The sequence below is a fragment of the Pseudomonas sp. DrBHI1 genome (genome assembly GCF_002205115.1).
Classification (GTDB): domain Bacteria; phylum Pseudomonadota; class Gammaproteobacteria; order Pseudomonadales; family Pseudomonadaceae; genus Aquipseudomonas; species Aquipseudomonas mosselii.
In genome coordinates this window covers 1-25112 of record NZ_NIBE01000026.1, presented here as the reverse complement: position 1 = coordinate 25112, position 25112 = coordinate 1, and the positions used below count along the sequence as shown (strand labels likewise).

Annotated in this window: 29 protein-coding genes; 13 read left to right on the top strand and 16 right to left on the bottom strand. The window is 66.7% G+C overall.

Annotated features, from left to right (window positions below; all coding sequences use genetic code 11):
• The first annotated feature begins 44 nt into the window (after window positions 1-44).
• Window positions 45-695 carry a 3,4-dihydroxy-2-butanone-4-phosphate synthase gene (gene ribB / locus CC207_RS04105; RefSeq protein WP_088851632.1) on the top strand — a complete coding sequence of 217 codons (651 nt, stop codon included), beginning with the start codon at window positions 45-47 and terminating at the stop codon, window positions 693-695.
• A gap of 63 nt (window positions 696-758) precedes the next feature.
• Here ribB and CC207_RS04100 read toward each other — a convergent pair whose 3' ends face one another.
• Genes CC207_RS04100 through CC207_RS04090 form a run of 3 tightly spaced genes read right to left on the bottom strand, consistent with a single transcriptional unit; the run spans window position 759 to window position 4486 of the window.
• Window positions 759-1952: an SGNH/GDSL hydrolase family protein gene (locus CC207_RS04100; protein WP_088851631.1), complete on the bottom strand. Its 1194-nt coding sequence runs from the start codon at window positions 1950-1952 to the stop codon at window positions 759-761.
• Window position 1953: 1 nt separating this feature from the next.
• Complete coding sequence (locus tag CC207_RS04095) at window positions 1954-3096, bottom strand: DUF459 domain-containing protein (protein ID WP_236179984.1); 1143 nt, start codon at window positions 3094-3096, stop codon at window positions 1954-1956.
• A complete protein-coding gene (locus CC207_RS04090; protein ID WP_028690288.1) occupies window positions 3083-4486 on the bottom strand; it encodes an MBOAT family protein in 1404 nt (467 codons plus the stop codon). Before CC207_RS04090 ends, CC207_RS04095 begins: the two co-directional genes overlap by 14 nt.
• Window positions 4487-4718: 232 nt before the next feature.
• Here CC207_RS04090 and CC207_RS04085 point away from each other — a divergent pair, with 232 nt between their 5' ends.
• The 4 genes from CC207_RS04085 to CC207_RS04070 all read left to right on the top strand — a co-directional run bounded on the left by CC207_RS04085 (window position 4719) and on the right by CC207_RS04070 (window position 9942).
• On the top strand, window positions 4719-4961 hold the full coding sequence (locus tag CC207_RS04085; protein ID WP_028690287.1) for an exodeoxyribonuclease VII small subunit: 243 nt from the start codon (window positions 4719-4721) through the stop codon (window positions 4959-4961).
• Window positions 4958-5845, top strand: coding sequence for a (2E,6E)-farnesyl diphosphate synthase (gene ispA, locus CC207_RS04080; protein WP_028690286.1), 888 nt, complete (start codon window positions 4958-4960; stop codon window positions 5843-5845). The genes CC207_RS04085 and ispA overlap by 4 nt, the downstream gene beginning before the upstream one ends.
• A gap of 235 nt (window positions 5846-6080) precedes the next feature.
• The gene (gene dxs / locus CC207_RS04075) at window positions 6081-7976 is read left to right on the top strand and encodes a 1-deoxy-D-xylulose-5-phosphate synthase (RefSeq protein ID WP_069016308.1); all 1896 of its coding nucleotides are present in this window, start codon (window positions 6081-6083) and stop codon (window positions 7974-7976) included.
• A gap of 76 nt (window positions 7977-8052) precedes the next feature.
• Complete coding sequence (locus tag CC207_RS04070; RefSeq protein WP_088851630.1) at window positions 8053-9942, top strand: TonB-dependent siderophore receptor; 1890 nt, start codon at window positions 8053-8055, stop codon at window positions 9940-9942.
• On the opposite strand, the gene CC207_RS04065 is transcribed toward CC207_RS04070, so the two are convergent.
• The 12 genes from CC207_RS04065 to nrdR form a co-directional block, all read right to left on the bottom strand.
• On the bottom strand, window positions 9920-10732 hold the full coding sequence (locus CC207_RS04065) for a cobalamin-binding protein (protein ID WP_088851629.1): 813 nt from the start codon (window positions 10730-10732) through the stop codon (window positions 9920-9922). The two genes, CC207_RS04070 and CC207_RS04065, sit on opposite strands and share 23 nt — an antisense overlap.
• Complete coding sequence (locus tag CC207_RS04060; protein ID WP_062361885.1) at window positions 10732-11151, bottom strand: hypothetical protein; 420 nt, start codon at window positions 11149-11151, stop codon at window positions 10732-10734. The genes CC207_RS04065 and CC207_RS04060 overlap by 1 nt, the downstream gene beginning before the upstream one ends.
• A complete protein-coding gene (gene ribA, locus CC207_RS04055; protein ID WP_028690281.1) occupies window positions 11148-11765 on the bottom strand; it encodes a GTP cyclohydrolase II in 618 nt (205 codons plus the stop codon). The genes CC207_RS04060 and ribA overlap by 4 nt, the downstream gene beginning before the upstream one ends.
• 144 nt (window positions 11766-11909) lie before the next feature.
• Window positions 11910-12647, bottom strand: a complete 738-nt coding sequence (locus CC207_RS04050) for an ABC transporter substrate-binding protein (protein ID WP_028690280.1) — start codon at window positions 12645-12647, stop codon at window positions 11910-11912.
• 16 nt (window positions 12648-12663) lie between these two features.
• Complete coding sequence (locus CC207_RS04045) at window positions 12664-13167, bottom strand: phosphatidylglycerophosphatase A (RefSeq protein WP_023632630.1); 504 nt, start codon at window positions 13165-13167, stop codon at window positions 12664-12666.
• Entirely contained in the window at window positions 13164-14120 is a 957-nt protein-coding gene (gene thiL / locus CC207_RS04040) for a thiamine-phosphate kinase (RefSeq protein ID WP_088851628.1), read from the bottom strand. The genes CC207_RS04045 and thiL overlap by 4 nt, the downstream gene beginning before the upstream one ends.
• An 18-nt stretch (window positions 14121-14138) precedes the next feature.
• Window positions 14139-14639 carry a transcription antitermination factor NusB gene (gene nusB / locus CC207_RS04035; protein WP_028690278.1) on the bottom strand — a complete coding sequence of 167 codons (501 nt, stop codon included), beginning with the start codon at window positions 14637-14639 and terminating at the stop codon, window positions 14139-14141.
• Complete coding sequence (gene ribE, locus CC207_RS04030) at window positions 14636-15112, bottom strand: 6,7-dimethyl-8-ribityllumazine synthase (RefSeq protein WP_003255395.1); 477 nt, start codon at window positions 15110-15112, stop codon at window positions 14636-14638. The genes nusB and ribE overlap by 4 nt, the downstream gene beginning before the upstream one ends.
• A gap of 91 nt (window positions 15113-15203) precedes the next feature.
• Complete coding sequence (ribBA, locus tag CC207_RS04025) at window positions 15204-16295, bottom strand: bifunctional 3,4-dihydroxy-2-butanone-4-phosphate synthase/GTP cyclohydrolase II (RefSeq protein WP_028690277.1); 1092 nt, start codon at window positions 16293-16295, stop codon at window positions 15204-15206.
• An 18-nt stretch (window positions 16296-16313) separates the two neighbouring features.
• The gene (locus CC207_RS04020) at window positions 16314-16979 is read right to left on the bottom strand and encodes a riboflavin synthase (protein WP_028690276.1); all 666 of its coding nucleotides are present in this window, start codon (window positions 16977-16979) and stop codon (window positions 16314-16316) included.
• Window positions 16980-17020: 41 nt separating this feature from the next.
• Window positions 17021-18148: a bifunctional diaminohydroxyphosphoribosylaminopyrimidine deaminase/5-amino-6-(5-phosphoribosylamino)uracil reductase RibD gene (gene ribD / locus CC207_RS04015; RefSeq protein WP_088851627.1), complete on the bottom strand. Its 1128-nt coding sequence runs from the start codon at window positions 18146-18148 to the stop codon at window positions 17021-17023.
• Window positions 18149-18150: 2 nt separating this feature from the next.
• Window positions 18151-18615: a transcriptional regulator NrdR gene (nrdR, locus tag CC207_RS04010; protein WP_009685710.1), complete on the bottom strand. Its 465-nt coding sequence runs from the start codon at window positions 18613-18615 to the stop codon at window positions 18151-18153.
• A 105-nt stretch (window positions 18616-18720) separates the two neighbouring features.
• On the opposite strand from nrdR, the gene CC207_RS04005 reads away from it, so the two are divergent.
• The 3 genes from CC207_RS04005 to trxA are packed head-to-tail and all read left to right on the top strand — an operon-like array spanning window position 18721 to window position 20737.
• On the top strand, window positions 18721-19173 hold the full coding sequence (locus tag CC207_RS04005; RefSeq protein ID WP_028690274.1) for a YbaY family lipoprotein: 453 nt from the start codon (window positions 18721-18723) through the stop codon (window positions 19171-19173).
• A complete protein-coding gene (locus CC207_RS04000) occupies window positions 19174-19833 on the top strand; it encodes a methyltransferase (RefSeq protein WP_088851626.1) in 660 nt (219 codons plus the stop codon).
• A 31-nt stretch (window positions 19834-19864) separates the two neighbouring features.
• A complete protein-coding gene (trxA, locus tag CC207_RS03995; RefSeq protein ID WP_028690272.1) occupies window positions 19865-20737 on the top strand; it encodes a thioredoxin in 873 nt (290 codons plus the stop codon).
• 26 nt (window positions 20738-20763) lie between these two features.
• On the opposite strand, the gene CC207_RS03990 is transcribed toward trxA, so the two are convergent.
• Entirely contained in the window at window positions 20764-21108 is a 345-nt protein-coding gene (locus tag CC207_RS03990; RefSeq protein ID WP_028690271.1) for a hypothetical protein, read from the bottom strand.
• Window positions 21109-21243: 135 nt separating this feature from the next.
• Between CC207_RS03990 and CC207_RS03985 the strand changes: the two genes are divergently transcribed.
• The 5 genes from CC207_RS03985 to CC207_RS03965 form a co-directional block, all read left to right on the top strand.
• Window positions 21244-21825, top strand: a complete 582-nt coding sequence (locus tag CC207_RS03985; protein ID WP_062361882.1) for a DUF2796 domain-containing protein — start codon at window positions 21244-21246, stop codon at window positions 21823-21825.
• Window positions 21826-22536 (top strand): ABC transporter ATP-binding protein, encoded by a 711-nt coding sequence (locus CC207_RS03980; protein ID WP_062361880.1) that lies wholly within the window; start codon window positions 21826-21828, stop codon window positions 22534-22536.
• Entirely contained in the window at window positions 22536-23801 is a 1266-nt protein-coding gene (locus CC207_RS03975; protein WP_088851625.1) for an ABC transporter permease, read from the top strand. Before CC207_RS03980 ends, CC207_RS03975 begins: the two co-directional genes overlap by 1 nt.
• Window positions 23802-23900: 99 nt before the next feature.
• Complete coding sequence (locus CC207_RS03970; RefSeq protein WP_036985990.1) at window positions 23901-24386, top strand: DUF3299 domain-containing protein; 486 nt, start codon at window positions 23901-23903, stop codon at window positions 24384-24386.
• A gap of 109 nt (window positions 24387-24495) precedes the next feature.
• On the top strand, window positions 24496-25112 hold a 617-nt coding region (locus CC207_RS03965), incomplete at its 3' end, for an OmpW family protein (RefSeq protein ID WP_143496065.1).

Sequence of the window (25112 nt, the reverse complement as noted above, 5' to 3'; positions counted from 1 at the left end):
TGTTCGCCCCGAGACGTTCATCGATCATTCACGAGGAGCGTTTCATGTCCACCATGCACCACAAGCAATTCCCTAACGTCAGTGCCGCCATCGCCGCCTTCCAGGCCGGGCGCCCCGTGCTGCTGCTCGACGACGACGACCGCGAGGACGAAGCCGATATCGTCGCCGCCGCCGAGAACCTTTCGCTGCAGACCATGGCCATGATGATCCGCGACTGCAGCGGCATCGTCTGCCTGTGCCTGGACGAAGCCACCGTCGACGCCCTGCAGCTGGCGCCGATGGTGCAAAACAACCAGGCCCGCCATGGCACCGGCTTCACCGTCACCATCGAGGCCGCCGAAGGGGTCAGCACCGGCGTGTCGGCACAGGACCGCATCACCACCATCGAAGCCGCGCTGCGCTCGACCGCGCAGGAACGTCATATCGTCAGCCCAGGACATGTGTTCCCGTTGCGCGCTCGTGATGGCGGCGTACTGACCCGCCGCGGCCACACCGAAGGCTCGGTGGACCTGGCCCGCCTGGCCGGCCTGCGCCCGGCGGCGGTGCTGTGCGAACTGATGAACCCCGACGGCAGCATGGCCCGCGGCGAGCAGGTGGCGGTGTATGCCCGCCAGTACAACCTGCCGGTGCTGACCATCGAGGAACTGGCGCGCTATCGCGAGGCGATGGTCGAGCTGCAGGCCGAGCCGGCCTGATACCTGAGCAAGCCCGCCCCCGGTCAGCGTGGGAGCGGGCTTGCCCCGCGATGAGGCCAGGCCTCAACGCAACCCCAGCGGCCCCTTCAGAAACTCGTACAACCCCGCCGCACTCTTGCGATAGCCATCAGCCGTCAGGTGCACCAGATCCGGCCGCGCCAGCCCACCTGCCTGCCAGCCGGCAATCGAGCACGGCCCACCCATGAACCCTTGCCAATCCCAGAACAGCGCCTTGTGCTTGTACGCCATCTGCTTCTGGATACGGATCACCGAGGCCAGCGGTTGCGGCTGGCGCGCCGCACAGCTGCGCGCCTTGCGCTGCTTGATCGAGTCTGGCGGACCGACCAGCAGGATCGCCGCCTGCGGCAGGTCCTTGCGCAGGCCCGTGAGGGTCGCGTCCAGTTGCGTCTGGTACAGCGCCAGGTCGAGCTTGTCGTCGAACGCTTCATTGGTGCCGTAAGCCAGGATCACCAGGTCAGGCCGCACGGCCTTGAGGCTGTCGCGCCAGCCCGGCTGCCACTTGTCCACCACGTCCAGGCGCGCGCCGTTGATGCCCAGCGCCGAGTAGGTCACCCCGGCATGCTTCTGCCCCTGGATGTACCAGCCACCCAAAGCGACACCCCGACCGCCCTCGACACTCAACTGCACCGGCAGGCCGACATTGGCGTAGGCCGGACTGAAGCGCCACTGGCCATTGCTGGCCGGCAGCACGCGGCGCTGGCCGCCATTGACGAAGAGGCTGGCGCTGGTGGTCGACTGGTACAGCGCCGAAACCTTGTAGCGCTGGCGATCCTCGTCCCGCGCCTGCAGCACCACGCTGGCACGATTGGCCAACGGCAGCGACAGGTAGCCCCCCAACGGAAACCGCGAGCTCTGCTGGTTGCGCGCCGACACCAGCTCCCACTGGCGCTTCTCGCTCTTGATGATCACCCGGTCGTTGCGGATCCCCGGCACTGGCGAAGCCGGCACCAGGCCGATGCCACCGTCGCCGTAGCGCGCCTGCAACAGCTTGCGCAGCTCGCCGCTGAACAGGTCGGCGGCGGTATGCGAGTCTCCCAGCTGGACGATGGCGACCGGCGCCCGGCCGGCATTGCGCAGCTTGCCGGCGAGCAAGGCCAGGTTGCCGTCCTGGCGGGTGGCTGGCGCGGCGGCTGGCCGGGCCGTGGGCTGGGCGCTCACGCTGTTGGCGCCGGTGCTGCAACCCGGCGCGGCGCTGATCAGCAGGGCCAGGCCCAGCAGGTGATGCCATTGGCGCATCTCAATGTCCTGTAACGGTCAGGCCCGGAAAACTGATCAGCGACAGAACCTGTTCGGCGATCATCTTCTGGCCTGTGATGGTGAAATGAATGCCGTCGTCGACCCGCACCTTGACCCGCTTGCCCTGCGGTGTCTGCACCGTATACGAGAAGTTGGCGTCGGGGTAGCCGAGGATCGGGTTGGCCGAGACATAGTGCTGGCCGAACAGCGCGGTCTGCTCCTGGTATAGCCCGCTGAGGTAGCCCATGGCCGTGGACAATCGCGCCTTCTCCATGTTCGGCGGCCCGACCCAGATCACCTGCACGTTGTGCGCGCGGGCCTGCTCGAGGATCGAATCGATACGGGCGCGGTAGGCGACCTCCCACTCCGGCGACTTGAAGCGCAGGAACGGCTTGCCCTTGCCCTGGGGCATGTCCCACGGGTCGTTGGGGCCGAGGAACACCACCATCAGGCGCACGTTCGGTTCGTGATCAAGGGTGTCGGCCACGGTCTTCGGCCAGTTGAAGAAGCCGGGGTAAGCAAGGCCGGTGCTTTGCTTGCTGAGGTTGACGGTGCGGATCTGGTAGCGCTTGCGCAGGCTGTTGGCCAGGTGCGGCGCCACGCCCTGCATCAGCGAGTCACCGACCAGGAACACGTCGTCGCCAGCGGCCAGCGAGGCCACGGTACCCGGCTGCAGCAACGCGGGTGCGGGTGCAGGCGCGGGCGGCGCAGGCTGGGCGACAACGACAGGGGCTGGCGCATGAAGCGGCGCAGGCGTCGGCTGCACATGCGCCGGCGTCGACACCGGTGGCAACGGCTTGGCCACGGCCGCCGGGGTTTCCAGATCGACCGTGACCACCGGCTGCGGTGCGGGCAGAACCTCGACCGCCGGCCCCTCGGCCAGTTGCGCCGCGGGCAGCAACTGCTCGAGCAGGTCTTCGCGCTGCGCCTCCAGCATGGCCGTCAACTGCGCACCCATGCGCCAGGCCGGCATCTGGCCTAGCAGCGGTATCTCGCAGCTCTGGTGGTATTTCTGCTGGCAGTAGAGCTTGATCGAGTCCTGGTTCAGCCAGAACAGCAATGCGGTGGTGACCACGATCGCATACAAGCCACGGGCGGCGCCCATCTGCACCTGGAACAGCTGTTTGCTATCAGAAGCTTGCATAGATGAACCCCGGCACGCCCGACTGCGAAGCGAAAATCACCAGCGACACGCCGACCCCGAGCGGGATCGGGTACAGCTGCCACGGCAGACGCTGGAACAGCGCGCCACTCTGGCGCAACAGCGCCAGCCACTGTGGATAACTGGCCACGAACAGCACGCAGGCCAACAGCATCAGGCCGGTGGCGCTGTTCAGCCCCGCCAGGCTCAGCTGGCCGATGTCGCCGAGCATCTCAAGCGCGCCATCCAGCGTCGGACTGCGGAAGAAGATCCAGGCGAAGGCCACGTAGTGGAAGGTCATCAGGCGCGCCAGCAGGCCGGAGCCCGGCAGCCGTGCGAAGCCCGGAAACCACTGGCTGAACAGCTTGGAAATGGCCAGGCCGACACCATGCAGCGCGCCCCAGATGATGAAGTTCACGCTCGCCCCGTGCCACAGGCCGGACACCAGCATCGCCAGCAGCATGTTCAGGTTGCCGCGCCATGCGCCCTTGCGATTGCCGCCCAGCGGGATGTACACGTAGTCGCGGATGAAGCGCGACAGGCTGATGTGCCAGCGCCCCCAGAATTCCTTGAGGTTGTGCGCGGCGTACGGCGCGTCGAAGTTGTCCGGCAGGCGAAAGCCCAGCAGCAGGGCGATACCGGTGACCAGGTTGGTGTAGCCGCTGAAGTTGAAGTAGATCAGCAAGCTGTAGCCGTACACGCTCAACAGCACCTGTTCGGGGCTGGCGCTGCCCGGGGTGTCGAACACCGGGTCGACCCACTCGCTGCCCAGCCAGGCGCTGAGGAAGAACAGCTTGACCACCGCCATCGCGATCAACCCCAGCGCCCGCTGCGGCTCCAGCACCTGGCGCATGGCCGGCGGACGGACCTGCGGCAGCATGTGCAGGGCACGGTTGACCGGCCCGGCCACCAGGCTGGGGAAGAACGCCAGGTACAGGGCCAGGTCCAGCGGCGCCGCCGGCGCCAGTTCGCGGCGGTTGATCGACACCAGGTAGCTGACCGAATGGAAGGTATAGAACGACAGCCCGATCGGCACCAGCACTTCCAGCAGCGGCAGCGACACCTCGAACCCGGCCGCCGCCAGGGCGCCCTGGGCGCCGCCGACGAAGAACTCCTGGTACTTGAACAGGTAGAAGCAGCCCAGCACCAGGGTCAGCAGCAGCACGCGACAGAACCAGCGCCCGGGATAGCGCCCCGCCAGCAGGCCGAGCAGGTACACCAGCGCGCTGTAGCCCAGCAGGATGTACAACGACTGCAGGCTGAAGCTCGCCACCAGGCCATAGCTGGCGGTCAGCAGCAGCAGGTTCTGCAACCGCACGCTCCAGCACAGGCTCCAATAAAGAATGAAGAACAGCGTGAAACAGAGGCCGAATTCGATCGAGAGGAAGCTCACAACGTAGTCCATTACATGACGTCGGGAAGAAAGGTCCCTGACCCGCAGGCCAGAGCGCGCGGATTATGGCAGAGGGCCGTCACCCCCACAATTCGATTGCATCGCCGATTGCAAGATGGCTCGCACCGAACAAGTGCAACAAAATGCGACGAACGATAGGCCCATGCAATTTGCTCCCCCTGCCCCGCTCTGCTAGTGTCGCGCCGTTCTGAATGCCACCGAGACAGTCGCCATGGCCCGCAAAAAAACCTCCATCGATTTCGAACAATCCCTCGCCGACCTGCAAGCCCTGGTCGAACGCCTGGAGAACGGCGAACTGTCGCTGGAAGAGTCGCTGGCCGCCTTCGAGCAGGGCATCGCCCTGACCCGCGATTGCCAGGGCGCCCTGGCCCAGGCCGAGCAGAAAGTGCAGATCTTGTTGGAGCGTGACGGCGAACTGGCTGCCCAGCCGTTCGACGCGGAGCCCGAGGCATGATCGCCCAGTACCAGCAGAGCGCCCAGGCACGGGTCGACGCCGCCCTCGAACCGCTGTTCCAGGCACCGTCGAAGGAACTCGAACGCCTCTATGCCGCCATGCGCTACAGCGTGATGAACGGCGGCAAGCGCGTGCGCCCGCTGCTGGCCTATGCCGCCTGCGAAGCCTTCGGTGTGCCTGCCGAGCATGCCAACGGCGCGGCCTGCGCGGTGGAACTGATCCACGCCTACTCGCTGGTGCATGACGACTTGCCGGCGATGGACGACGACGACCTGCGTCGCGGCCAGCCCACCACCCACAAGGCGTTCGATGAAGCCTGTGCGATCCTCGCCGGCGACGGGCTGCAGAGCCTGGCCTTCAGTGCCCTGCTCGACCCTCGCCTGAGCCCGCAGGCCGACGCCATCCGCCTGCAGATGGTCCAGGCCCTGGCCAAAGCCGCCGGCCCCGCCGGCATGGTCGGCGGCCAGGCCATCGACCTCGGCTCGGTGGGCGTCAAGCTGGACCAGCAAGCCCTGGAGTACATGCACCGGCACAAGACCGGCGCGCTGATCGAAGCCAGCGTTCGCCTTGGCGCCCTGGCCAGCGCCCGCGCCGATCAGGCCCAGCTTGATGCCCTGCAGACTTATGCACAGGCCATCGGCCTGGCGTTCCAGGTGCAGGACGACATTCTTGACGTGGAGAGCGACACCGCCACCCTGGGCAAGCGCCAGGGCGCCGACATCGCCCGCGACAAGCCGACCTACCCGGCGCTGCTCGGGCTGGAAGCGGCCAAGGCCTATGCCCTGGAGCTGCGCGACCAGGCGCTGGCCGCGTTGGCAGGTTTCGGCGACAACGCTGAGCCGTTGCGAGCGCTCGCCCGCTATATTGTCGAGCGCCGCCACTAAGGCCTGACACATCCCCCTGTAGGAGCGGCCTTGTGTCGCGAAAGGGCTGCAAAGCAGCCCCAGATTCAGCATCAATGCAGAAATTGCCGGGGCCGCTGTGCGGCCCTATCGCGACACAAGGCCGCTGCTACAGGATATCTGCCGCACCGGTGGCCCTCATACACCCGTCCGAATGGGCAGCTTTTCCTACAATGGGGTAAACTGCCGCGTCTTCACACCTATAACGACACGCCTGATGCCCACGACGTTTCAAGAGATCCCCCGCGAACGCCCGGTCACGCCATTGCTGGACCGCGCCGATACGCCCGCCGGCCTGCGCCGGCTGGCCGAAGCCGACCTGGAGACCCTGGCCGACGAGCTGCGCCAGGAGCTGCTCTACACCGTCGGTCAGACCGGTGGGCATTTTGGCGCGGGCCTGGGCGTCATCGAGCTGACGATCGCCCTGCACTACGTCTTCGACACACCGGATGACCGGCTGGTGTGGGACGTCGGCCACCAGGCCTACCCGCACAAGATCCTCACCGGTCGCCGTGAGCGCATGCTCAGCCTGCGCCAGAAGGACGGCATCGCCGCCTTCCCGCGCCGCAGCGAGAGCGAATACGACACCTTCGGCGTCGGTCATTCCAGCACCTCGATCAGCGCCGCCCTGGGCATGGCCATCGCCGCCCGCCTGCAGAACGACCCACGCAAGTCGATCGCCGTGATCGGCGACGGCGCACTGACCGCCGGCATGGCCTTCGAGGCGCTGAACCACGCCCAGGAAGTGGATGCCGACATGCTGGTCATCCTCAACGACAACGACATGTCGATCTCGCGCAATGTCGGCGGCCTGTCCAACTACCTGGCCAAGATCCTCTCCAGCCGCACCTATGCCAGCATGCGCGAAGGCAGCAAGAAAGTGCTGTCGCGCCTACCCGGGGCCTGGGAGATCGCCCGCCGCACCGAAGAGTACGCCAAGGGCATGCTGGTGCCCGGCACCCTGTTCGAGGAACTGGGCTGGAACTACATCGGCCCGATCGACGGCCACGACCTGCCGACCCTGATCGCCACCCTGCGCAACATGCGCGACCTCAAGGGTCCGCAATTCCTGCATGTGGTCACCAAGAAGGGCAAGGGCTTCGCCCCGGCCGAGGTCGACCCGATCGGCTACCACGCGATCACCAAGCTGGAGCCGGCCAACAAGCCGGTGGCGCCGAAGAAGGCCAGCGGGCCGAAGTATTCCGCCGTGTTCGGCCAGTGGCTGTGCGACATGGCCGCCGCCGACAACCGCCTGGTGGGCATCACCCCGGCGATGAAGGAAGGCTCGGACCTGGTCGACTTCAGCGAACGCTACCCCGAGCGCTACTTCGACGTCGCCATCGCCGAACAGCACGCGGTGACCTTTGCCGCAGGCATGGCCTGCGAAGGCGCCAAGCCGGTGGTGGCGATCTACTCCACCTTCCTGCAGCGCGCCTACGACCAACTGATTCACGATGTGGCGGTGCAGGACCTCGATGTGCTGTTCGCCATCGACCGCGCCGGCCTGGTCGGCGAGGACGGCCCGACTCACGCCGGCGCTTACGACCTCTCCTACTTGCGCTGCATCCCCGGCATGCTGGTGATGACCCCCAGCGACGAGAACGAGCTGCGCAAGATGCTCAGCACCGGCCACCACTACAAGGGCCCGGCCGCCGTGCGCTACCCGCGCGGCACCGGCCCGAATGCACCGATCAGCGGCGACCTCGAGCCGCTGGAGATCGGCAAGGGCGTGGTCCGTCGCCAGGGCGGCAAGGTCGCCCTGCTGGTGTTCGGCGTGCAACTGGCCGAGGCCCTGCAGGTGGCCGAGCAGATCGACGCCACCGTGGTCGACATGCGTTTCGTCAAACCGCTGGACGAGGCCCTGGTACTGGAGATGGCCGCCAGCCATGAGCTGCTGGTGACCATCGAGGAGAACGCCATCATGGGTGGCGCCGGCGCTGCCGTCGGCGAGTTCCTGGCCCGCGAGGGCGTGGTCAAGCCGCTGCTGCACCTGGGCCTGCCGGACATCTATGTCGAACATGCCAAGCCTGCGCAGATGCTGGCTGAATGTGGGTTGGATGTGGCTGGTATACAGGCGGCCGTCACTGCCCGCATGACCAAGCTCGGCCTGTAAAAACCGATCGCGGGGCAAGCCCGCTCTCACGAGGCCTGTCTGGTCGTCGTGGGAGCGGGTTTGTCCCGCGATCGCAATGGAACTGCCCATGAAGATCCGCGCCTTCTTCCTGCTCTGCCTCCCCGCCAGCGCCCTGGCCGCCGAACCCTCCCGCGATGACGCCCTGAAGCTTCCCGACGTGCTGATCAGCGCCAGCCGCCAGGTCGAGTCACGCACCGCCACCAGCGCCGCCAACACAGTGTTCACCCGTGCCGATATCGACCGCCTGCAGCCGAGCGGTGTCACCGACCTGCTCGCCCGTGTCCCCGGCGTGCAGGTTGCGCCCACCGGCGGTCGCGGCAGCCTGCCCGGGATCTTCATCCGCGGCACCAAGGCTGCCCAGACCCTGGTGCTGGTCGACGGCGTGCGCATCGCCAATGCCACCTCTGGCGACAGTGGCCTGCAGTTTCTCGACGTCGACCAGATCGAACGTGTGGAAGTGCTGCGCGGCTCGCGCTCGGCGGTCTACGGCAGCGACGCCATTGGTGGGGTAATCCAGATCTTCACCCGTCGTGGCGGCGCCCCGGGCCTGCAACCGCGCCTGCGCCTGGCCGCTGGCAGCAATCAGACCTGGCAACGCAGCCTGGGGCTGTCGGGTGGCGACGACACGACCCGCTTCAACCTCGGCGCCAGCCTGGACGAGACCGCCGGCATCGATTCGACCGGGCCGTCGCACGCCAGCGATGGCGACCATGACGCCTATCGCAATCGCTCTCTCAACCTGAGCTTGAGCCATACCTTCAACGAGCGTTTCGAGGCGGGCTTGAATCTGCTCGACAGCCGTGGGCGCAGTGAATACGACAATCCGTATGGACGGCTGGATGAGGTCACCTGGCTGAGTTATCCACAGCAACCCTATACCGACTTCAGTGTCAGCAGTCTTGGCTCCTGGTTCGACGCCCAGCTCAACGACACCTGGCACTCCAGGCTGGAACTGGGCCACAGCGAAAACCGCGACGACAAACGCGATAAGCTCAGCGACCAGCGCTTCATCTACAACACCTACCGTGATCAGGTCACCTGGCAGAACGAGTTTGCCCTGGACGAGCGCAACCAGCTGATGCTGGGTGGCGACTGGTATCAGGACCGCTTCCACGGCACGGCGAACTTCAGCGAGGACAGCCGCTGGAACCGCGCCGCTTTCGCCCAGTACCGTTTCGCGGGGGAACGCTTCTCGAGCGAGCTCGGCGTGCGTCATGACCGCAACCAGCAGTACGGCGAGCAGACCACCTGGAATGCCAGCCTCACCGTCCCCTTAAATCCACGCAACGATGTGCTGGTGTCCTACAGCGAGGGATTCCGTGCCCCGACCTTCAACGACCTGTATGACGTACAGTACGGCAACCCGGACCTGCGTCCCGAGCACTCGAAAAGCTACGAGCTGCAATGGCGCAGCCAACTGGCCAGCCATACCCGACTGGAGGCCTCGCTGTATCGCAGCGACCTGCGCGACGCGATCAACTACGACCCCGCCCGCAGGCGCCCCGGCAATGTCGACAATGCACGCATCAACGGCCTGGAACTGTCGCTCATGCAGGAGTGGGCCGGCTGGACCTCTCAGTTGGGCCTGAGCATGATCGATCCGCGAGACCGTGAAACCGGCCATACCTTGCAACGGCGCGCTCGGCGCACATTGAGCCTGGACCTGGACCGTCAGTTCGAACGCTTCAACGTGGGCGCGAGCTGGCAAGCCGTCAGCGGCAGCTACGACGATCCATCCAACAACAATCGCATCGGTGGCTACGGACTACTCGGCCTGCGCGGCGGCATGGTCCTGACGGACGAGGTGAGGTTGGAGCTGAAGCTGGACAACCTGCTGGACAAGCAATACAGCCGTGCCCTGTACAGCTTCGACGGCAGCCAGTACGGCTATCGTGAAGAAGGCCGCACCTGGCTGCTGAGCCTTACCTGGACCCCGACCCTTTAGCCTCCAGCAGCGCGCACAACCGGGCGGTGGCCTCGATCATCTGCCCGCTGGGCCGCTCCAGGCCCTTGTCCGGTACCACCAGCAAGCCGTCCTCCTGCACGGCGCTCATCTGCGGCCAGCGACGCCAGCTGGCCAGCTGCGCCGCGTCACCCGCCAGGATCACCTCGGGATTGCGCAGCAGCACCGACTCCACGCTGACCTGTGGCGCGGGTTGGGTCAGGTCGTCGAACACATTGCGCGCCCCGCAGACGCGCAAGGCATCGCTGACCACCTGGCGCCCGCCCAGGGTGTACAGCGGATTGTCCCAGACCTGGTAGAACACCCGCAGCGGCGTGTCGCGCCGGTAGCGTTCCCGCAGCGCTTGTAGTCGCTCACGCAGGCCGGCGGCATAGGCATGGCCCCGCTCGTCCCGCCCAAGGCGCCGGGCGATGGCTTCGATCTGCTCGATCAACTGGTCGAGGTCGCCGGGCTCGCCGCTGAACGTGGCGATACCCAGGCGCTTGAGCTGGTCGCGCTGGGCCGGCGCGACACTGCCGGGCCAGAGCAGCAGCAGCTCAGGCTTGAGACTGAGCAGGCGCTCCATGTCCAGCTGGCCATGGCGCCCGACCGAGGGCAGGGCCTGAAGGCTCGGCGGACGCTCACCCGCGTCCAGCACGCCCACCAATAGGTCGCCGGCCTCCAGTTCGAGGACGATCTCGGTCATCGACGGCGCCAGGCTGACCACCCGCGGCCCGGCCTCGGCCAGGGTACCGAGGCACAACACTGCGAGGGAGGCGAGAAACGCCCGCATCAGCCGAGCTGGCGCGGGATACGGTAGAGGTACAGCACCACCAAGGTGGACAGGGCAAGGAGGATCTGCGGCACCGCCTCCAGCCCGACCAGCACCGACAGCGCCGCGACCCAGGCCGGGAAGCAGGCGAACAGCATGGCCAGGCGCCTGACCCGCGCCAGCTCGATCCAGGCACCGGGTTCGTCCGGCGAGCCCAACTGCTTGTCGGTGGCGATCAACGCCCGCTTGTAGGCGCCAAAGCGCGGCAGGCTGAGGAACATGGTCGCGGCTCCGGCGATGAACAAGGGCATGGCCAGCACCGGAATCAGCGGCTCTCCCCGGCCGAACGCCCAGGCCATTATCGGCAATGGCATAAGGCCCACGGCCAGGTACTGCCACCAGGCCAGGGCCAGCCGGCGCTTCACCTCGCCTCGGGTCACGCCTGGGGCACCTCGCCCTGGTGCTTGTTGCCCATCATGTGACCGAGCTTGTCGGCCTTGGTGGCCAGGTACAGACGGTTGTGCGGATTGTGACCGGTATGCAGCGGCACGCGCTCGGAGACCTTGATGTTCATGTCGGTCAGCGCCTTGACCTTGCGCGGGTTGTTGGTCATCAGACGCAGCGACTTCACACCCAGGTGCTCGAGCATCGGCAGGCACATGGCGTAGTCGCGCTGGTCAGCGGCGAAGCCCAGGCGCTCGTTGGCCTCGACGGTGTCGGCGCCGCCGTCCTGCAGTTCGTAGGCGCGGATCTTGTTCAGCAGGCCAATGCCACGGCCCTCCTGGCGCAGGTACAGCAGCACGCCACGGCCTTCGCGGGCGATGGCCTGCAACGCGGCTTCGAGTTGCGAGCCGCAGTCGCAGCGCTGGCTGAACAGCGCATCGCCGGTCAGGCACTCGGAATGCAGGCGCCCCAGCACCGGCTCGCCGTCCGCGATGTCACCCAGGCTGAGCACCACGTGCTCGCGGCCAGTGGCTTCGTCGAGGAAGCCATGCATGGTGAAGGTCGCAAAGGGAGTCGGAAGTTTAGAGGCGGCAACAAAGACGACGGGCACGTTGTGCTCCTGGGTAGTAGGATTTTTCAGATCGGCCGATTGTATCAGCAGCCCGGCGCAGGTGCGCAGGAGGAATAGGGTGGCTTAAGATCGAAAAGTTCGATGCTTATGGTGTTGCTGACGCCTGCTCTAACGCCCCGCTACTCAGTGAGGCTGACTATCGCTGGTAAACGGATACGGCTGCTTCCAACGCTCGAAGATCGGCTTCAGCTCGCCACTACGGACCAGTTGCGCCATGCGCCGGTCGAACAGGTCACGCAGGGCCTCGCCCTGGGCACTGCGGGTGAAGGCCAGGTACAGCGGCAGCTCGGCGACGTGGGTGCTGCGAAAACGCTGGGGCTCGGGCGCCTGTCCGAGCACATATTCGACCTCGGTCTGCGCATCGACGTAGAAATCCACCCGGTCATGCTCAAGCATGGGCAGGATCCCTTCGCGGCGCTGGACCTCGCGGAAATTGTGCACGTTCGGCAGGTAGCTGGCGTAGTCATAGCCACGCACCCAGGCCAGGCGGTACTGGCCGATGGTGTCCAGCGTCGGCTGCGGCTTGCCCGCCAGGCCCAGGGCATAGATATGGTCCATGTCGAAATGCCAGCGCGGATAGAGATTGTCGTCGTTCTCTTCCTTGTAGGAGCCGACCCAGGCATCGGCCTCGCCCCGCTTCACCAGGCCGACCGAGCGGCTGTACGGCGCGCTCAGTACCTTGACCTTGACGCCGGCCGGCTCGAACACCTTGCGCAGCACGTCCCAGGCCAGCCCGCTGCCATCGGCGTTGGTGTAGTCTAGCCACTCCTCGCTGACCAGGCGCACCTGCTGCTCCTGGGCCATGACACCGGGCACTGCGCAAAGCAGCACCCACGCCAGCAACACACTCCTCACGGCCATCGCAACGCTCCCTGTATCAGGCCACCGCCCACACCAGAACCTGCATGCCCAGCCAGGCGAACACGCCGGCCAGGATATCGTCGAGCATGATCCCGAACCCACCATGCACATGGCGATCGACCCAGCGGATCGGCCACGGCTTGAGGATGTCGAAGAAGCGGAACATCAGGAACCCCGCCAGCAGCCACTGCCAGCCTTCCGGCACCAGCCACAGGGTGATCCACATGCCGACGATCTCGTCCCAGACAATGCCCTCGTGATCGTGCACGCGCAAGTCGTTGGCCACCTTGCCGCACAGCCACACGCCGAACAGCATGCTGATGCCCAGCAGCAGCCAGTAGCCCCAGTCGGGCAGCATCTGCCACAGCGGGATGAACGGCAGCGCCACCAGCGAACCCCAGGTACCGGGGGCCTTGGGCAACGTACCGGAGCCGAAGCCGAAGGCGATGAAGTGCCACGGGTTGCGCCAGACCGAAGGCGGAACGAACTCCGCAGGCACCTGGTTGGGGTGGTCGGTCACGGTGTCTCCCTGAAATGTTGATAGCCCCGCTGTACGGGGGTGATGTCCAGGCCCTGCGGGTCACGCAGGGTCACGCCCTGCCCTTGCAGCACACGGCCGATGACGTGAACCTCGCGAGCCAGGGAGGTCAGTGCGCTTTCCGGCAGGGTGAAGGCCAGCACGTAGTCGTCGCCACCGGTGAGCGCCGCCTGCACTGCCGCCTCGTGCCCAAGGAAAGCCTGTAAAGGTGCGGACACGGGGACCAGCGACAGGTTCACCTCCAGCGCAACGCCGGACGCCTTGGCGATATGCCCGCAGTCGGCCAGCAGGCCGTCGGAGATATCCAGTGCCGCCGTGGCCAGGCCGCGCAGGCGCTCGCCCAGTTGCAGCTGGGGCAAGGGCGACCAGTAGTGCTCCAGCAGCGGACCGGCCACCTCGGCAGCCGCCTCGCGCTCGCCCAGCACCAGCGGCAAGGCCCCCGCTGCGTTGCCCAAAAAACCGCCGACGCACAGCAGGTCGCCCGGCTGCGCGCCGCTGCGGCGCAGGGCCTGGCCCGTCGGTACCCGGCCGAACACGGTCACGGTGATGCTCAGCGGCCCACGGGTGGTGTCACCGCCGATCAAGGTCATGCGGCAACGGTGGGCCACGCGGCCGAGGCCATCGGCGAAGGCTGCCAGCCAGTCCGGGCCGAATTCGGGCAGGGTCAGAGCGAGGGTAAAGCCGATGGGCGTGGCGCCCATGGCCGCCAGGTCGCTGGCCGCCACAGCGAGCGAACGCTGGCCCAGCAGCAGCGGATCGCAGACGGTGGGGAAATGCACACCGGCCACCAGCGTGTCGGTGGAGATCGCCAGCTGCTCGCCGGCGGGCAGGTCCAGCAGGGCACAATCGTCGCCGATCCCCAGGGCCACGCCCTCGCCGCCCTGCGCACAAGGCGCGGCGGCGAAGTAGTGACGGATTAGCTCGAACTCACCCATGGCCGGTCAGCGCCGCGATCAGCGCTTGTTCGCCTTGACTTCCGCTTCACGCAGACGCGGAGCCAGCTTGTCCAGCACGCCGTTGACGAACTTGTGGCCGTCGGTGGCGCCGAAGACCTTGGCCAGTTCCACACCTTCGTTGATGACGACGCGGTACGGCACATCGACGCGCATCATGAACTCCCAGGTGGACAGGCGCAGCACGGCCAGCTCGACCGGGTCGAGTTCTTCCAGCGGCGTGTCCAGGCAAGGCTTGAGCGCCTCGTCGATCTCGACCTTCTTCGCCGGGACCCCGTGCAGGATCTCGCGGAAGTAGGCGCCGTCGACATCGGAGAAATCGTTATCGACCCGGAACTGCGCTTCCACTTCGTTCAGCGAGTGCTTGGCCATGTGCCACTGGTAGAGCGCTTGCGTGGCGAGCTTGCGGGCTTCGCGACGCTTGGCGCTCTTCGAGGGCTTGCCGGCATCCGCAGGTTTTGGATCGCGCGGGTTGAAACGATCGCTTTCGTCGCTAATCACTTGGCCTCCAACTGCGCCAGCAGACTGACCATTTCCAGGGCCGACAGGGCAGCTTCGGCACCTTTGTTGCCGGCCTTGGTGCCGGAACGCTCGATGGCCTGCTCGATGGAGTCAACGGTCAGGACGCCGAAGGCCACCGGAACACCGAACTCCATGGACACCTGGGCCAGGCCCTTGGTGCACTCGCCCGCCACGTATTCGAAGTGCGGGGTACCGCCACGGATCACCGCGCCCAGGGCGATGATCGCGTCATAAGCACCCTGCTGGGCGACTTTCTGCGCTACCAGCGGGATTTCGAACGCGCCCGGGGCACGGATGATGGTGATGTCGCTTTCGCTGACGCCGTGGCGTACCAGGGCATCGACTGCACCGCTTACCAGGCTTTCGACGACGAAGCTGTTGAAGCGGCCAACCACCAAAGCATAGCGACCTTTGGGGGCGATGAAGGTACCTTCGATGGTCTTCAGGGTCATTCCGGAGTTCTCATCTTCAAGAGCGAGGCCGCGCTGTGGCGGCCTCGGGAGGGTTTTGACTCGAGTCTAGGGGCGATCAGGCCGCCTCAAGTCACTCGGAGGGCACGTATTCTACAACTTCCAGATCGAATCCGGATATCGCATTGAACTTCATCGGCGAACTCATCAGGCGCATCTTGCGCACACCGAGATCGCGCAGGATCTGCGAGCCGGCACCGACGGTGCTGTAAGTGGTCGGCGCCTTGGGCTGCGTATCGCCGGCGCTCTCGCGGATATGCGCCAGCAACACGTCGCCGTCCAGCGGGTGGCCCAGCAGCAGCACCACGCCGCTGCCGGCCTCGGCCACGGCGCTCATGGCCGCGCGCAGGCTCCAACGGCCCGGCTGCTTGACCATCAGCAGGTCGCGCAGCGGGTCCATGTTGTGCACCCGCACCAGGGTCGGCTCTTCGGCGCAGATCTTGCCCAGGGTCAGGGCCATGTGCACGTCGCCCTCCACCGCGTCGCGGTAGGTGACCAGGTTGAACTGGCCCAGCTCGCTCTCGATCGGCTGTTCGGAGACGCGCTGCACGGTGCGCTCGTGGATCATGCGGTAGTGGATCAGGTCGGCGATGGTGCCGATCTTCAGGCCATGCTCGGCAGCGAACACTTCCAGTTCGGCGCGACGCGACATGGTGCCGTCGTCGTTCATCACCTCACAGATCACCCCGCTCGGCTCGAAACCGGCCATGCGCGCCAGGTCGCAAGCGGCCTCGGTGTGGCCGGCACGGGCCAGGGTGCCGCCGGGCTGGGCCATCAGCGGGAAGATGTGGCCGGGGCTGACGATGTCCTCGGCCTTGGCGTCCTTGGCGGCAGCGGCCTGCACGGTGCGAGCGCGGTCGGCGGCGGAGATGCCGGTGGTGACGCCTTCGGCGGCCTCGATCGACACGGTGAACTTGGTGCCGAAGCCCGAGCCGTTGCGCGGCGCCATCAGCGGCAGCTTCAGTGTTTCGCAGCGCTCGCGGGTCATCGGCATGCAGATCAGGCCACGGGCGTGCTTGGCCATGAAGTTGATGTGCTCGGGCAGGCAGCACTCGGCCGCCATGATGATGTCGCCTTCGTTCTCGCGGTCTTCGTCATCCATGAGGATGACCATTTTGCCCTGGCGGATGTCTTCGACCAGTTCTTCGATGCTGTTGAGCGCCACGCGGCACCCCCTTCTCAATCAGGATTTCAAGAAGCCGTTGGCGGCCAGGAAGCTTTCGGTGATGCCACTGCCTTTGCTCGGCTCGGCGGCCTTGTCGCCCAGCAGCAGACGCTCCAGGTAACGGGCCAGCAGGTCGACCTCAAGGTTCACCCGACGCCCTGCGCGGTAGTCGGCCATGATGGTTTCGGACAGGGTGTGCGGGACGATGGTCAGCTCGAACTCGGCGCCATCGACTTCGTTGACCGTCAGGCTGGTGCCGTCGACGGTGATCGAGCCCTTGTGGGCGATGTACTTGGCCAGTTCCTTGGGCGCGCGCACGCGGAACTGGATGGCGCGGGCGTTATCGGCACGCGAGACGATCTCGCCGACACCGTCGACGTGGCCGCTGACCAAGTGGCCACCCAGGCGGGTGGTGGGGGTCAGGGCCTTTTCCAGGTTGACCCGGCTGCCGCTCTTGAGATCGACCATGGCGGTGCGCTTGAGGGTCTCGACGCTGACGTCGGCCCAGAAGCCGTCGCCGGGCAGTTCGACGGCGGTCAGGCACACGCCGTTGACCGCGATGCTGTCGCCGAGCTTGACGTCGCCCAGGTCGAGCTTGCCGGTCTCTACGTAGACGCGCACGTCACCGCCCTTGGGGGTGAGGCTGCGGATGGTGCCGATGGATTCGATGATGCCGGTGAACATGGTGTTCTCCTAGATACGGGCTGCGCGAGGCAAGCCAGGCATTATACGCCGGGGGGCGGCAGGGGGATGGCAGTGACTCGCCAGTCATCGCCGACCGCGCGCATTTCGGTGATCTTCAGCCGCGGCGCCTCGCTCATTTTCGACAGCGGCCAGTCCAGCAACGGGCGGGCGTCGGAGCCGAGGAAGGTGCCGGCGACGAACAGCTGGTACTCGTCGACCAGGCCCTGGCGGGCGAAGGCGCCGACCAGGCCGGCGCCAGCCTCCAGCAGGATTTCGTTGACCCCGCGCCCGGCCAGGGTGCGCAGCAGTGCCGCCAGGTCGACGCGACCCTCGCTACCGGGCAGATTGATCAGTTCATGACCAGCGGCCGCATAGCGCGGGTCTTCACCAGCGGCGGTCACCACCAGCGCCGGGCCGGCCTGGAAGAAGGGCGCGTCCAGTGGCAAGCGCAGGCGCCCGTCGACCAGCACGCGCAACGGCGGGCGCGACAGGGCCAGAGTGGTGAGCGCGTCATCCAAGCCCAGTTCCTCGCCGCGCACGGTCATGCGGGCCTGGTCGAACAGCACGCTCTCGGCGCTGGTCAGTACCACGCTGGAGCGGGCGCGCAGGCGCTGCACCGCGGCACGCGCCGCAGGGCCGGTGATCCATTGGCTTTCGCCGCTGGCCATGGCGGTGCGGCCGTCCAGGCTCATCGCCAGCTTGGCGCGCACGAACGGCAGGCCCTGCTCCATGCGCTTGAGGAACCCCGGGTTGAGCGCGCGGGCCTCGGCATCGAGCACGCCGCTGGCGACTTCGATACCGGCCTCGCGCAGGCGCTGCAAGCCGTTGCCGGCCACTTGCGGATTGGGGTCCTGCATGGCCGCCACCACCCGCGCCACCCCGGCCTTGACCAGCGCATCGGCGCACGGCGGCGTGCGGCCATGGTGGCTGCAGGGCTCGAGGGTGACGTAGGCACAGGCGCCGCGGGCGCGCTCGCCGGCCTGGCGCAGGGCATGGACCTCGGCGTGCGGCTCGCCGGCGCGCACATGCCAGCCTTCGCCGACCACCTCGCCGTCACGCACGATCACGCAGCCCACGCGGGGGTTGGGGTGGGTGCTGTACAGGCCCTTGCGGGCCAATTCCACGGCGCGGGCCATGTAGTGGGCGTCGAGAATGGCTTGGCTGGACATGCTTACTCTTTAGCCGGCTCGCGGGCCAGGCGGTCGATTTCTTCGCGGAATTCGTCGAGGTCCTGGAACCGCCGGTAGACCGAGGCGAAACGGATGTAGGCCACCTCGTCGAGCTTGCGCAGCTCGGCCATCACCATCTCACCAACCACCAGCGACTTCACTTCGCGCTCGCCGGTGGCACGCAGGCGGCTCTTGATGTGCGCCAGCGCCGCTTCCAGGCGCTCGACGCTGACCGGGCGCTTCTCCAGCGCGCGCTGCATGCCGGCGCGCAGCTTGTCCTCGTCGAAAGGTTGGCGCGTGCCGTCCTGCTTGATCAGCCGGGGCAGGACCAGTTCGGCGGTCTCGAAGGTGGTGAAGCGCTCGCCGCAGGCGACGCATTCGCGCCGGCGACGCACCTGTTCGCCCTCGGCGACCAGACGCGAGTCGATGACCTTGGTGTCGTTGGCACCGCAAAACGGACAGTGCATGGTGGCAGGCAACAAAAAAAGGGAGGGCCATGGTAGCGCATTGCACTGGCAAGACAAGCCAAAGGGGTTACCATCCATGCAAATCTGCCCGTGAAGGACTACCTCATGCACCCTCGAGCGCTCGTCGTGCTGTGTTGCGCCGCCCTGCTCGCCGCCTGCGGCAGCGACCGCCCCAAGCCGGAACAGGCCCCGGCCCCGGTGCCGGCCAAGGTGGCGAAGAAAACCGAACCCCTGGGCCCGCTGCCGGCCTACCAGCGCGAGTTGAGCGGCACCCTGCTGGAAATTCCGGCAGGCGCTGACGTGGAGCTGGCACTGCTGGTGATCGATGAGCGTGGCCGGCCCCAGCAACTGCTGGCCAGCAGCACCCTGAGCGGCACCGGCCAGGCCCTGCCCTACCGCCTGCGCTTCAACCCCGAAGCCTTCCCCGCCGGCGCCCGGGTCGAACTGCGCGGCCGTGCCAGCCGCTCCGGCCAGTTGATCCTGCACCTGCCGCCGGTTCGCATTGCCCAGGCCCAAACCCAGGCCACCGGTCCGCTGCGTTTCGAAAAGGCACCCTAGATGGCCCCGCCAACCCTGCGACAGGCCCTGAGCGGCCTGATCGGCGAAGCGCGCCTGATCGTCAGCGAACTGCCTGGGTGCGACCTGAAACTCTGGTTGATCGATGAACAGAACATGGACCGTGAGTTCAGCCGCGAGGAAACCCGGCGCATTCTCGAGGAGCCGCCCTACTGGAGCTTCTGCTGGGCCAGCGGCCTGGCCATGGCGCGCTACCTGGCCGAGTATCCGCAATGGGTGCGCGGCAAGTGCGTGCTGGATTTCGGCGCCGGCTCCGGCATCGCCGGGATCGCCGCCGCCCGCGCCGGCGCGCGGGAGGTAGTGGCCTGCGACCTCGACCCGCTGGCCCTGGACGCCTGCCGTGCCAACGCCGCGCTGAACGGCGTGACGCTGAACTACAGCAGCGATTTCTTTGCCGAGGCCGACCGCTTCGACCTGATCCTGGTCGCCGATGTACTCTACGACCGCGCCAACCTGCCGCTGCTGGACGAGTTCCTCAGCCGAGGTCGCCAGGCGCTGGTGGCCGATTCGCGGGTGCGCGATTTCAGCCACCCGCTGTACCGCCCGCTCGGGGTGCTCGAGGCGCTGACCCTGCCTGATCTGGCCGAGCCGCACGAATTCCGCCGGGTCAGCCTGTACCACGCCAGCCGCGAGCCCTTATAGTGGGGGTATTCACGGATTTGCGAGAGTCACGATGAGCCAGGAAACACCCTTTATCTTCGATGCCACCGATGCCACCTTCCAGCAACTGGTCATCGAGAACTCCTTCCACAAGCCGGTGCTGGTCGACTTCTGGGCCGAATGGTGCGCGCCGTGCAAGGCGCTGATGCCGCTGCTGGCGAAAATCGCCGAGGGCTACCAGGGCGAGCTGCTGCTGGCCAAGATCAACTGCGACGTCGAGCAGCAGGTCGTCGCCCAGTTCGGCATTCGCAGCCTGCCGACCGTGGTGCTGTTCAAGGACGGCCAGCCGGTCGACGGTTTCGCCGGCGCGCAACCCGAGTCGGCCATCCGCGCCATGCTCGAACCCCACGTGCAGATGCCCGCGCCGCCCGCCGCCGCGCCGCTGGAGCAGGCCAAGGCGCTGTTCGCCGAGAGCCGCTTCAGCGAAGCCGAAGCCCTGCTGCAGGTGCTGCTGGGTGAAGACAACAGCAATGCCGAGGCGCTGATCCTCTATGCCCGCTGCCTGGCCGAACGGGGCGAGCTGGGCGAGGCCCAAGTGGTGCTCGACGCGGTCAAGACCGACGAGCACAAGGCCGCCCTGGCCGGCGCCAAGGCCCAGCTGACCTTCCTGCGCCAGGCCGCCAGCCTGCCGGAAGCCGCCGAGCTGAAGAGCCGCCTGGCGCAGAACCCGCAGGACGACGAGGCGGCCTACCAGCTGTGCATCCAGCAGTTGGCGCGCCAGCAGTACGAGGCCGCGATGGAGGGGCTGCTGAAGCTGTTCCAGCGCAACCGCGCCTACGAGAACGGCTTGCCGCAGAAGGCGCTGCTGCAGGTGTTCGAACTACTGGGCAACGCTCACCCGCTGGTCAGCCTGTATCGCCGCAAGCTGTCCGCTGCGCTGTTCTGAGGCTGTTGGGGCTGCTTTGCAGCCCCTCACCCCACCCAGCGATAAACCGGCGCATCCACGCCGCTTTCCACCTTCACCTCACTGCTGTGGCGCAAGCGCACCAGCAGCCGCTTGCCCGCCGCCACGTTCCCGGCCAGCCCCTCCAGGCGCTCCAGCAGCGCCGGCCCGCTCATCTGCCCCGCCTGGCGCAGCACGTCACGCGCCGCTGCCCATTGTCCGTCATCCTGCCGAGGTGCCGGGCTGGTGGTGACCGGCACCGCCTCGACAGACGCCGGCACTTCCAGTCGACGCCCGAGCTGCGCCCACTCCTCCGGCGCCAGCTCAATGGTCAGGTCCACCGGCCATTCACCGATCTGTCCACGAATTCTCACGATAGGTACCCTGCCTCCAGTCTCGATGCCGCCATGCTCCCACGAACATGAAACCTGTGCCAGGCAGGCTGGCGGGGCAAAGAAAAATTGTTATAACATCACATAATCTTTTCCAAACCGCCTGTGGAGCCGTCCATGCGTCGTCTGTTGCTCGCCCTGCCCTTCGCCCTGCTGCCCCTGGCCGTGGCCCATGCCCACGACGACCACGACCACGATCATGACCACGCCCATGGCTCCCTCGGTGCCCACGAGCATGGCGTGGCCAAGCTCAACGCGGTGCTCGACGGCAACACCCTCGAGCTGGAACTGGACAGCCCGGCGATGAACATTGTCGGCTTCGAGCACGTGGCCAGCAACGATACCGACAAGGCCAAGGTCGCCGCCGCCCGCCAGCAGCTCGAACAGCCCTTGAAACTGTTCGGCGTTGCCCCGGCAGCCGGCTGCAAGGAAGACGCCCAGGAGCTGGAAAGCCCGCTGTTCGGCGACGCCGCCCAGGCCGACGAGGATGGCGACAGCCATGAGCATGAGCACGGTCACGCCGACGTCAACGCCCACTACCAGCTGACCTGCGCCACCCCGGGCAAACTCACCCAGATCGACCTCGGCCCGCTGTTCAAGACCTTCCCGCAGACCCAGAAGATCAACGTGCAACTGATCGGCCCCAACGGCCAGAAAGGCATCGAGGCCACCCCCGCCAAGGCCGTGGTCGCGTTCTGAATGAACCAGCCGCTGATCGAACTGCATGACCTGGTGTTCGCCTGGCCCGGCCAGGCGCCGCTGCTGGAAATCCCTGCATTTCGCCTGGAGCCCGGCGAGGCGCTGTTCCTCAAGGGCCCCAGCGGCAGCGGCAAGACCACCCTGCTCGGCCTGCTGGGAGGGGTCAACCGCCCCGGACAAGGCAGCATCCGCCTGCTTGGCCAGGACCTTGCGGCCCTGGGCCAGGGTGCGCGCGACCGTTTCCGGGTCGATCACACCGGCTACATCTTCCAGCAGTTCAACCTCCTGCCGTTCCTGTCGGTGCGGGAGAATGTCGAGCTGCCTTGTCGCTTCTCGAAAAGCCGCGCAGCCCGCGCCGCCCAGCGCCATGGCAGCATCGACCAGGCCGCTGCCCAACTGCTCGCCCACCTTGGCCTGGACAACCCGGCGCTGCTCGCCCGCCGCGCCGACAGCCTGTCGATCGGCCAGCAGCAGCGGGTTGCCGCGGCCCGGGCGCTGATCGGTCAGCCCGAGCTGGTGATTGCCGACGAGCCCACCTCGGCCCTCGACGCCGACACCCGCGAGGCCTTCATCCGCCTGCTGTTCGACGAATGCCGCGACGCGGGTGCCAGCCTGCTGTTCGTCAGCCATGACCAGAGCCTGGCGCCGCTGTTCGACCGGCACCTGTCCCTGGCCGAGCTCAACCGCGCCGCCAAGCCCCGGGAGGCCTGATGTACCTGCTTCGCCTTGCCCTGGCCAGCCTGGCCAACCGCCGCTTCACCGCCCTGCTCACCGCGTTCGCCATCGCCCTGTCGGTGTGCCTGCTGCTGGCCGTCGAGCGGGTGCGCACCGAGGCCCGCGCCAGCTTCGCCAGCACCATCAGCGGCACCGACCTGATCGTCGGCGCCCGCTCGGGGTCGGTGAACCTGCTGCTGTACTCGGTGTTTCGCATCGGCAACGCCACCAACAACATCCGCTGGGACAGCTACCAGCACTACGCCAGCGACCCGCGGGTGAAATGGGCCATCCCCATTTCCCTGGGTGACTCGCACCGTGGCTACCGGGTGATGGGCACCACCACCGACTACTTCAGCCACTACCAGTTCGGCCGCCGCCAGCACCTGGCACTCGACCAGGGCCGGGCGTTCGCCGACGATCCGTTCGAGGTGGTGCTCGGCGCCGAAGTGGCCCAGGCGCTGCACTACAAGCTCGGCGACAAGCTGGTCCTGGCGCATGGTGTAGCCGCCATCAGCCTGGTCAAGCACGACGACAAGCCGTTCACCGTGGTCGGCGTGCTCAAGCGCACCGGCACCCCGGTGGACCGTACCCTGCACATCAGCCTGGCCGGCATGGAGGCGATCCACATCGACTGGCACAACGGCGTGCCGGCCCGTGGCGCCGGGCGCATCAGCGCCGAGCAGGCCCGCACCATGGACCTGCAGCCTGCGGCCATCACCGCCTTCATGCTCGGGCTCAACAGCAAGATCGCCACGTTCAGCCTGCAGCGCGAGATCAACGAATACCGCGCCGAACCGCTGCTGGCGATCCTGCCCGGCGTGGCCCTGCAGGAGCTGTGGAGCCTGATGGGCACGGCGGAGCAGGCCTTGTTCGTGGTGTCGCTGTTCGTTGTGCTCACCGGCCTGATCGGCATGCTCACGGCCATTCTCACCAGCCTCAACGAGCGCCGCCGGGAAATGGCCATCCTGCGATCGGTGGGTGCCCGTCCCTGGCATATCGCCGGATTGCTGGTGCTCGAGGCGCTGGCCTTGGCGCTGGCAGGCATCGCCGCCGGGCTGGGGTTGCTGTACGCAGGCATAGCCCTGGCCCAGGGCTATGTGCAGGCCAACTATGGGCTATACCTGCCACTGGCCTGGCCGAGCGCCCACGAGTGGACGTTGCTGGCCATCATCCTCGGCGCGGCGCTGCTGATGGGTAGCGTGCCGGCCTGGCGCGCCTATCGGCAGTCGTTGGCCGATGGTTTGTCGATCCACCTTTAAGAGACAGACATGATCCTAGACTTCACCACCCTCTTCGCGGGTAAACCCGCGAAGAGGGCAAGACCGATCATTCAGTATCTGCTGCTCACGATCCTGCTGATGACTTCGCTGCCCCTCTGGGCCGCCGACCCGCGCGAGCTGGACTGGCCCGCCCTGATCCCCGAGGGCGCGCCGGTCATCCCGCCACAACTGACGCCCCTGCACGATCTGTCGCAGATCAGCGACGCGCTGTCCGCCGAGGCCGCCCCCGCCGCCCGCCAGCAGGCGCCCAACGCGCCGGTGGTGAAAGCCCTGGACGGCCAGCAGGTGAAGATCCCCGGCTACATCGTGCCGCTGGAAGTCAGCGACGAAGGCCGCACCACCGAGTTCCTCCTGGTGCCCTACTACGGCGCCTGCATCCATGTGCCGCCACCGCCGTCGAACCAGATCGTGCATATCTTCAGCGAGATGGGCGTGCGCATCGAAGACCTGTACCAACCGTACTGGATCGAGGGCACGATGCAGGTCAAGGCCAGCAGCAGCGAACTGGCGGACGCCGGTTACCAGATGGAAGCAGAGAAAATCTACGCTTATGAGCTGAAGTGAGCATTGCGTCACCCCGATAGCACGGCTTCTTTGAGCTGGGTCAAACTTTCTGTTTAGTCAGCTTCGTACCATTGGACTACTCGATTACTCACGTCCTCTGGGAGCTTCCATGAACAAGTCCTTGCTCGGTGCCTCGCTCGTCGCGTTGGCGCTTGCAGCCCCTGTCGCCCACGCCCACCAGGCGGGGGATTTCATCCTCCGCGCCGGCGCCATCACCACCGCGCCCAACGAGAACAGCGGCGACATCAAGCTCGACGGCGCCAAGGTCTCGGGCACCAAGGCGACTCTGGACAGTGACACCCAGCTGGGCCTGGCCTTCGCCTACATGCTCACCGACCACATCGGTCTCGAGCTGCTGGCCGCCACCCCGTTCCAGCACAAAGTCGGCGTCAAGGGCCTCGGCCCTGGCCTGGACGGCAAGCTGGCCGACATCAAGCAACTGCCGCCGACCCTGTCGCTGCAGTACTACCCGATGGCGCCGTCCTCGAAGTTCCAGCCATACGCCGGCGTGGGCATCAACTACACGATGTTCTTCGATGAGGACCTGACCAGCGACCGTAAGGCCCAGGGCTTCAGCAACATGAAGCTGAAGGACTCGGTCGGCATCGCCGGCCAGTTGGGCATGGACTACATGCTCACCGACAACCTGCTGCTCAACGCCGCGGTCTGGTACGTCGACATCGACACCAAGGCCAGCATCGACGGCCCGAGCGCCCTGGGCGTCGG

Bases quoted from the DNA above. Each gene is read 5' to 3' on its own strand.
- CC207_RS04065 (WP_088851629.1), bottom strand. From the start codon at position 10,732: ATGCGGGCGTTTCTCGCCTCCCTCGCAGTGTTGTGCCTCGGTACCCTG.
- CC207_RS03980 (WP_062361880.1), top strand. From the start codon at position 21,826: ATGAACCAGCCGCTGATCGAACTGCATGACCTGGTGTTCGCCTGGCCC.
- ribB (WP_088851632.1), top strand. From the start codon at position 45: ATGTCCACCATGCACCACAAGCAATTCCCTAACGTCAGTGCCGCCATC.
- CC207_RS03975 (WP_088851625.1), top strand. From the start codon at position 22,536: ATGTACCTGCTTCGCCTTGCCCTGGCCAGCCTGGCCAACCGCCGCTTC.
- CC207_RS04085 (WP_028690287.1), top strand. From the start codon at position 4,719: ATGGCCCGCAAAAAAACCTCCATCGATTTCGAACAATCCCTCGCCGAC.
- ribE (WP_003255395.1), bottom strand. From the start codon at position 15,112: ATGACCCTGAAGACCATCGAAGGTACCTTCATCGCCCCCAAAGGTCGC.
- trxA (WP_028690272.1), top strand. From the start codon at position 19,865: ATGAGCCAGGAAACACCCTTTATCTTCGATGCCACCGATGCCACCTTC.
- CC207_RS04095 (WP_236179984.1), bottom strand. From the start codon at position 3,096: ATGCAAGCTTCTGATAGCAAACAGCTGTTCCAGGTGCAGATGGGCGCC.
- CC207_RS04020 (WP_028690276.1), bottom strand. From the start codon at position 16,979: ATGTTCACCGGCATCATCGAATCCATCGGCACCATCCGCAGCCTCACC.
- ribD (WP_088851627.1), bottom strand. From the start codon at position 18,148: ATGTCCAGCCAAGCCATTCTCGACGCCCACTACATGGCCCGCGCCGTG.
- nrdR (WP_009685710.1), bottom strand. From the start codon at position 18,615: ATGCACTGTCCGTTTTGCGGTGCCAACGACACCAAGGTCATCGACTCG.
- ispA (WP_028690286.1), top strand. From the start codon at position 4,958: ATGATCGCCCAGTACCAGCAGAGCGCCCAGGCACGGGTCGACGCCGCC.
- CC207_RS04050 (WP_028690280.1), bottom strand. From the start codon at position 12,647: ATGGCCGTGAGGAGTGTGTTGCTGGCGTGGGTGCTGCTTTGCGCAGTG.
- dxs (WP_069016308.1), top strand. From the start codon at position 6,081: ATGCCCACGACGTTTCAAGAGATCCCCCGCGAACGCCCGGTCACGCCA.
- CC207_RS04000 (WP_088851626.1), top strand. From the start codon at position 19,174: ATGGCCCCGCCAACCCTGCGACAGGCCCTGAGCGGCCTGATCGGCGAA.
- thiL (WP_088851628.1), bottom strand. From the start codon at position 14,120: ATGGGTGAGTTCGAGCTAATCCGTCACTACTTCGCCGCCGCGCCTTGT.
- CC207_RS03970 (WP_036985990.1), top strand. From the start codon at position 23,901: ATGACTTCGCTGCCCCTCTGGGCCGCCGACCCGCGCGAGCTGGACTGG.
- CC207_RS04070 (WP_088851630.1), top strand. From the start codon at position 8,053: ATGGAACTGCCCATGAAGATCCGCGCCTTCTTCCTGCTCTGCCTCCCC.
- CC207_RS04100 (WP_088851631.1), bottom strand. From the start codon at position 1,952: ATGCGCCAATGGCATCACCTGCTGGGCCTGGCCCTGCTGATCAGCGCC.
- CC207_RS04005 (WP_028690274.1), top strand. From the start codon at position 18,721: ATGCACCCTCGAGCGCTCGTCGTGCTGTGTTGCGCCGCCCTGCTCGCC.
- CC207_RS03985 (WP_062361882.1), top strand. From the start codon at position 21,244: ATGCGTCGTCTGTTGCTCGCCCTGCCCTTCGCCCTGCTGCCCCTGGCC.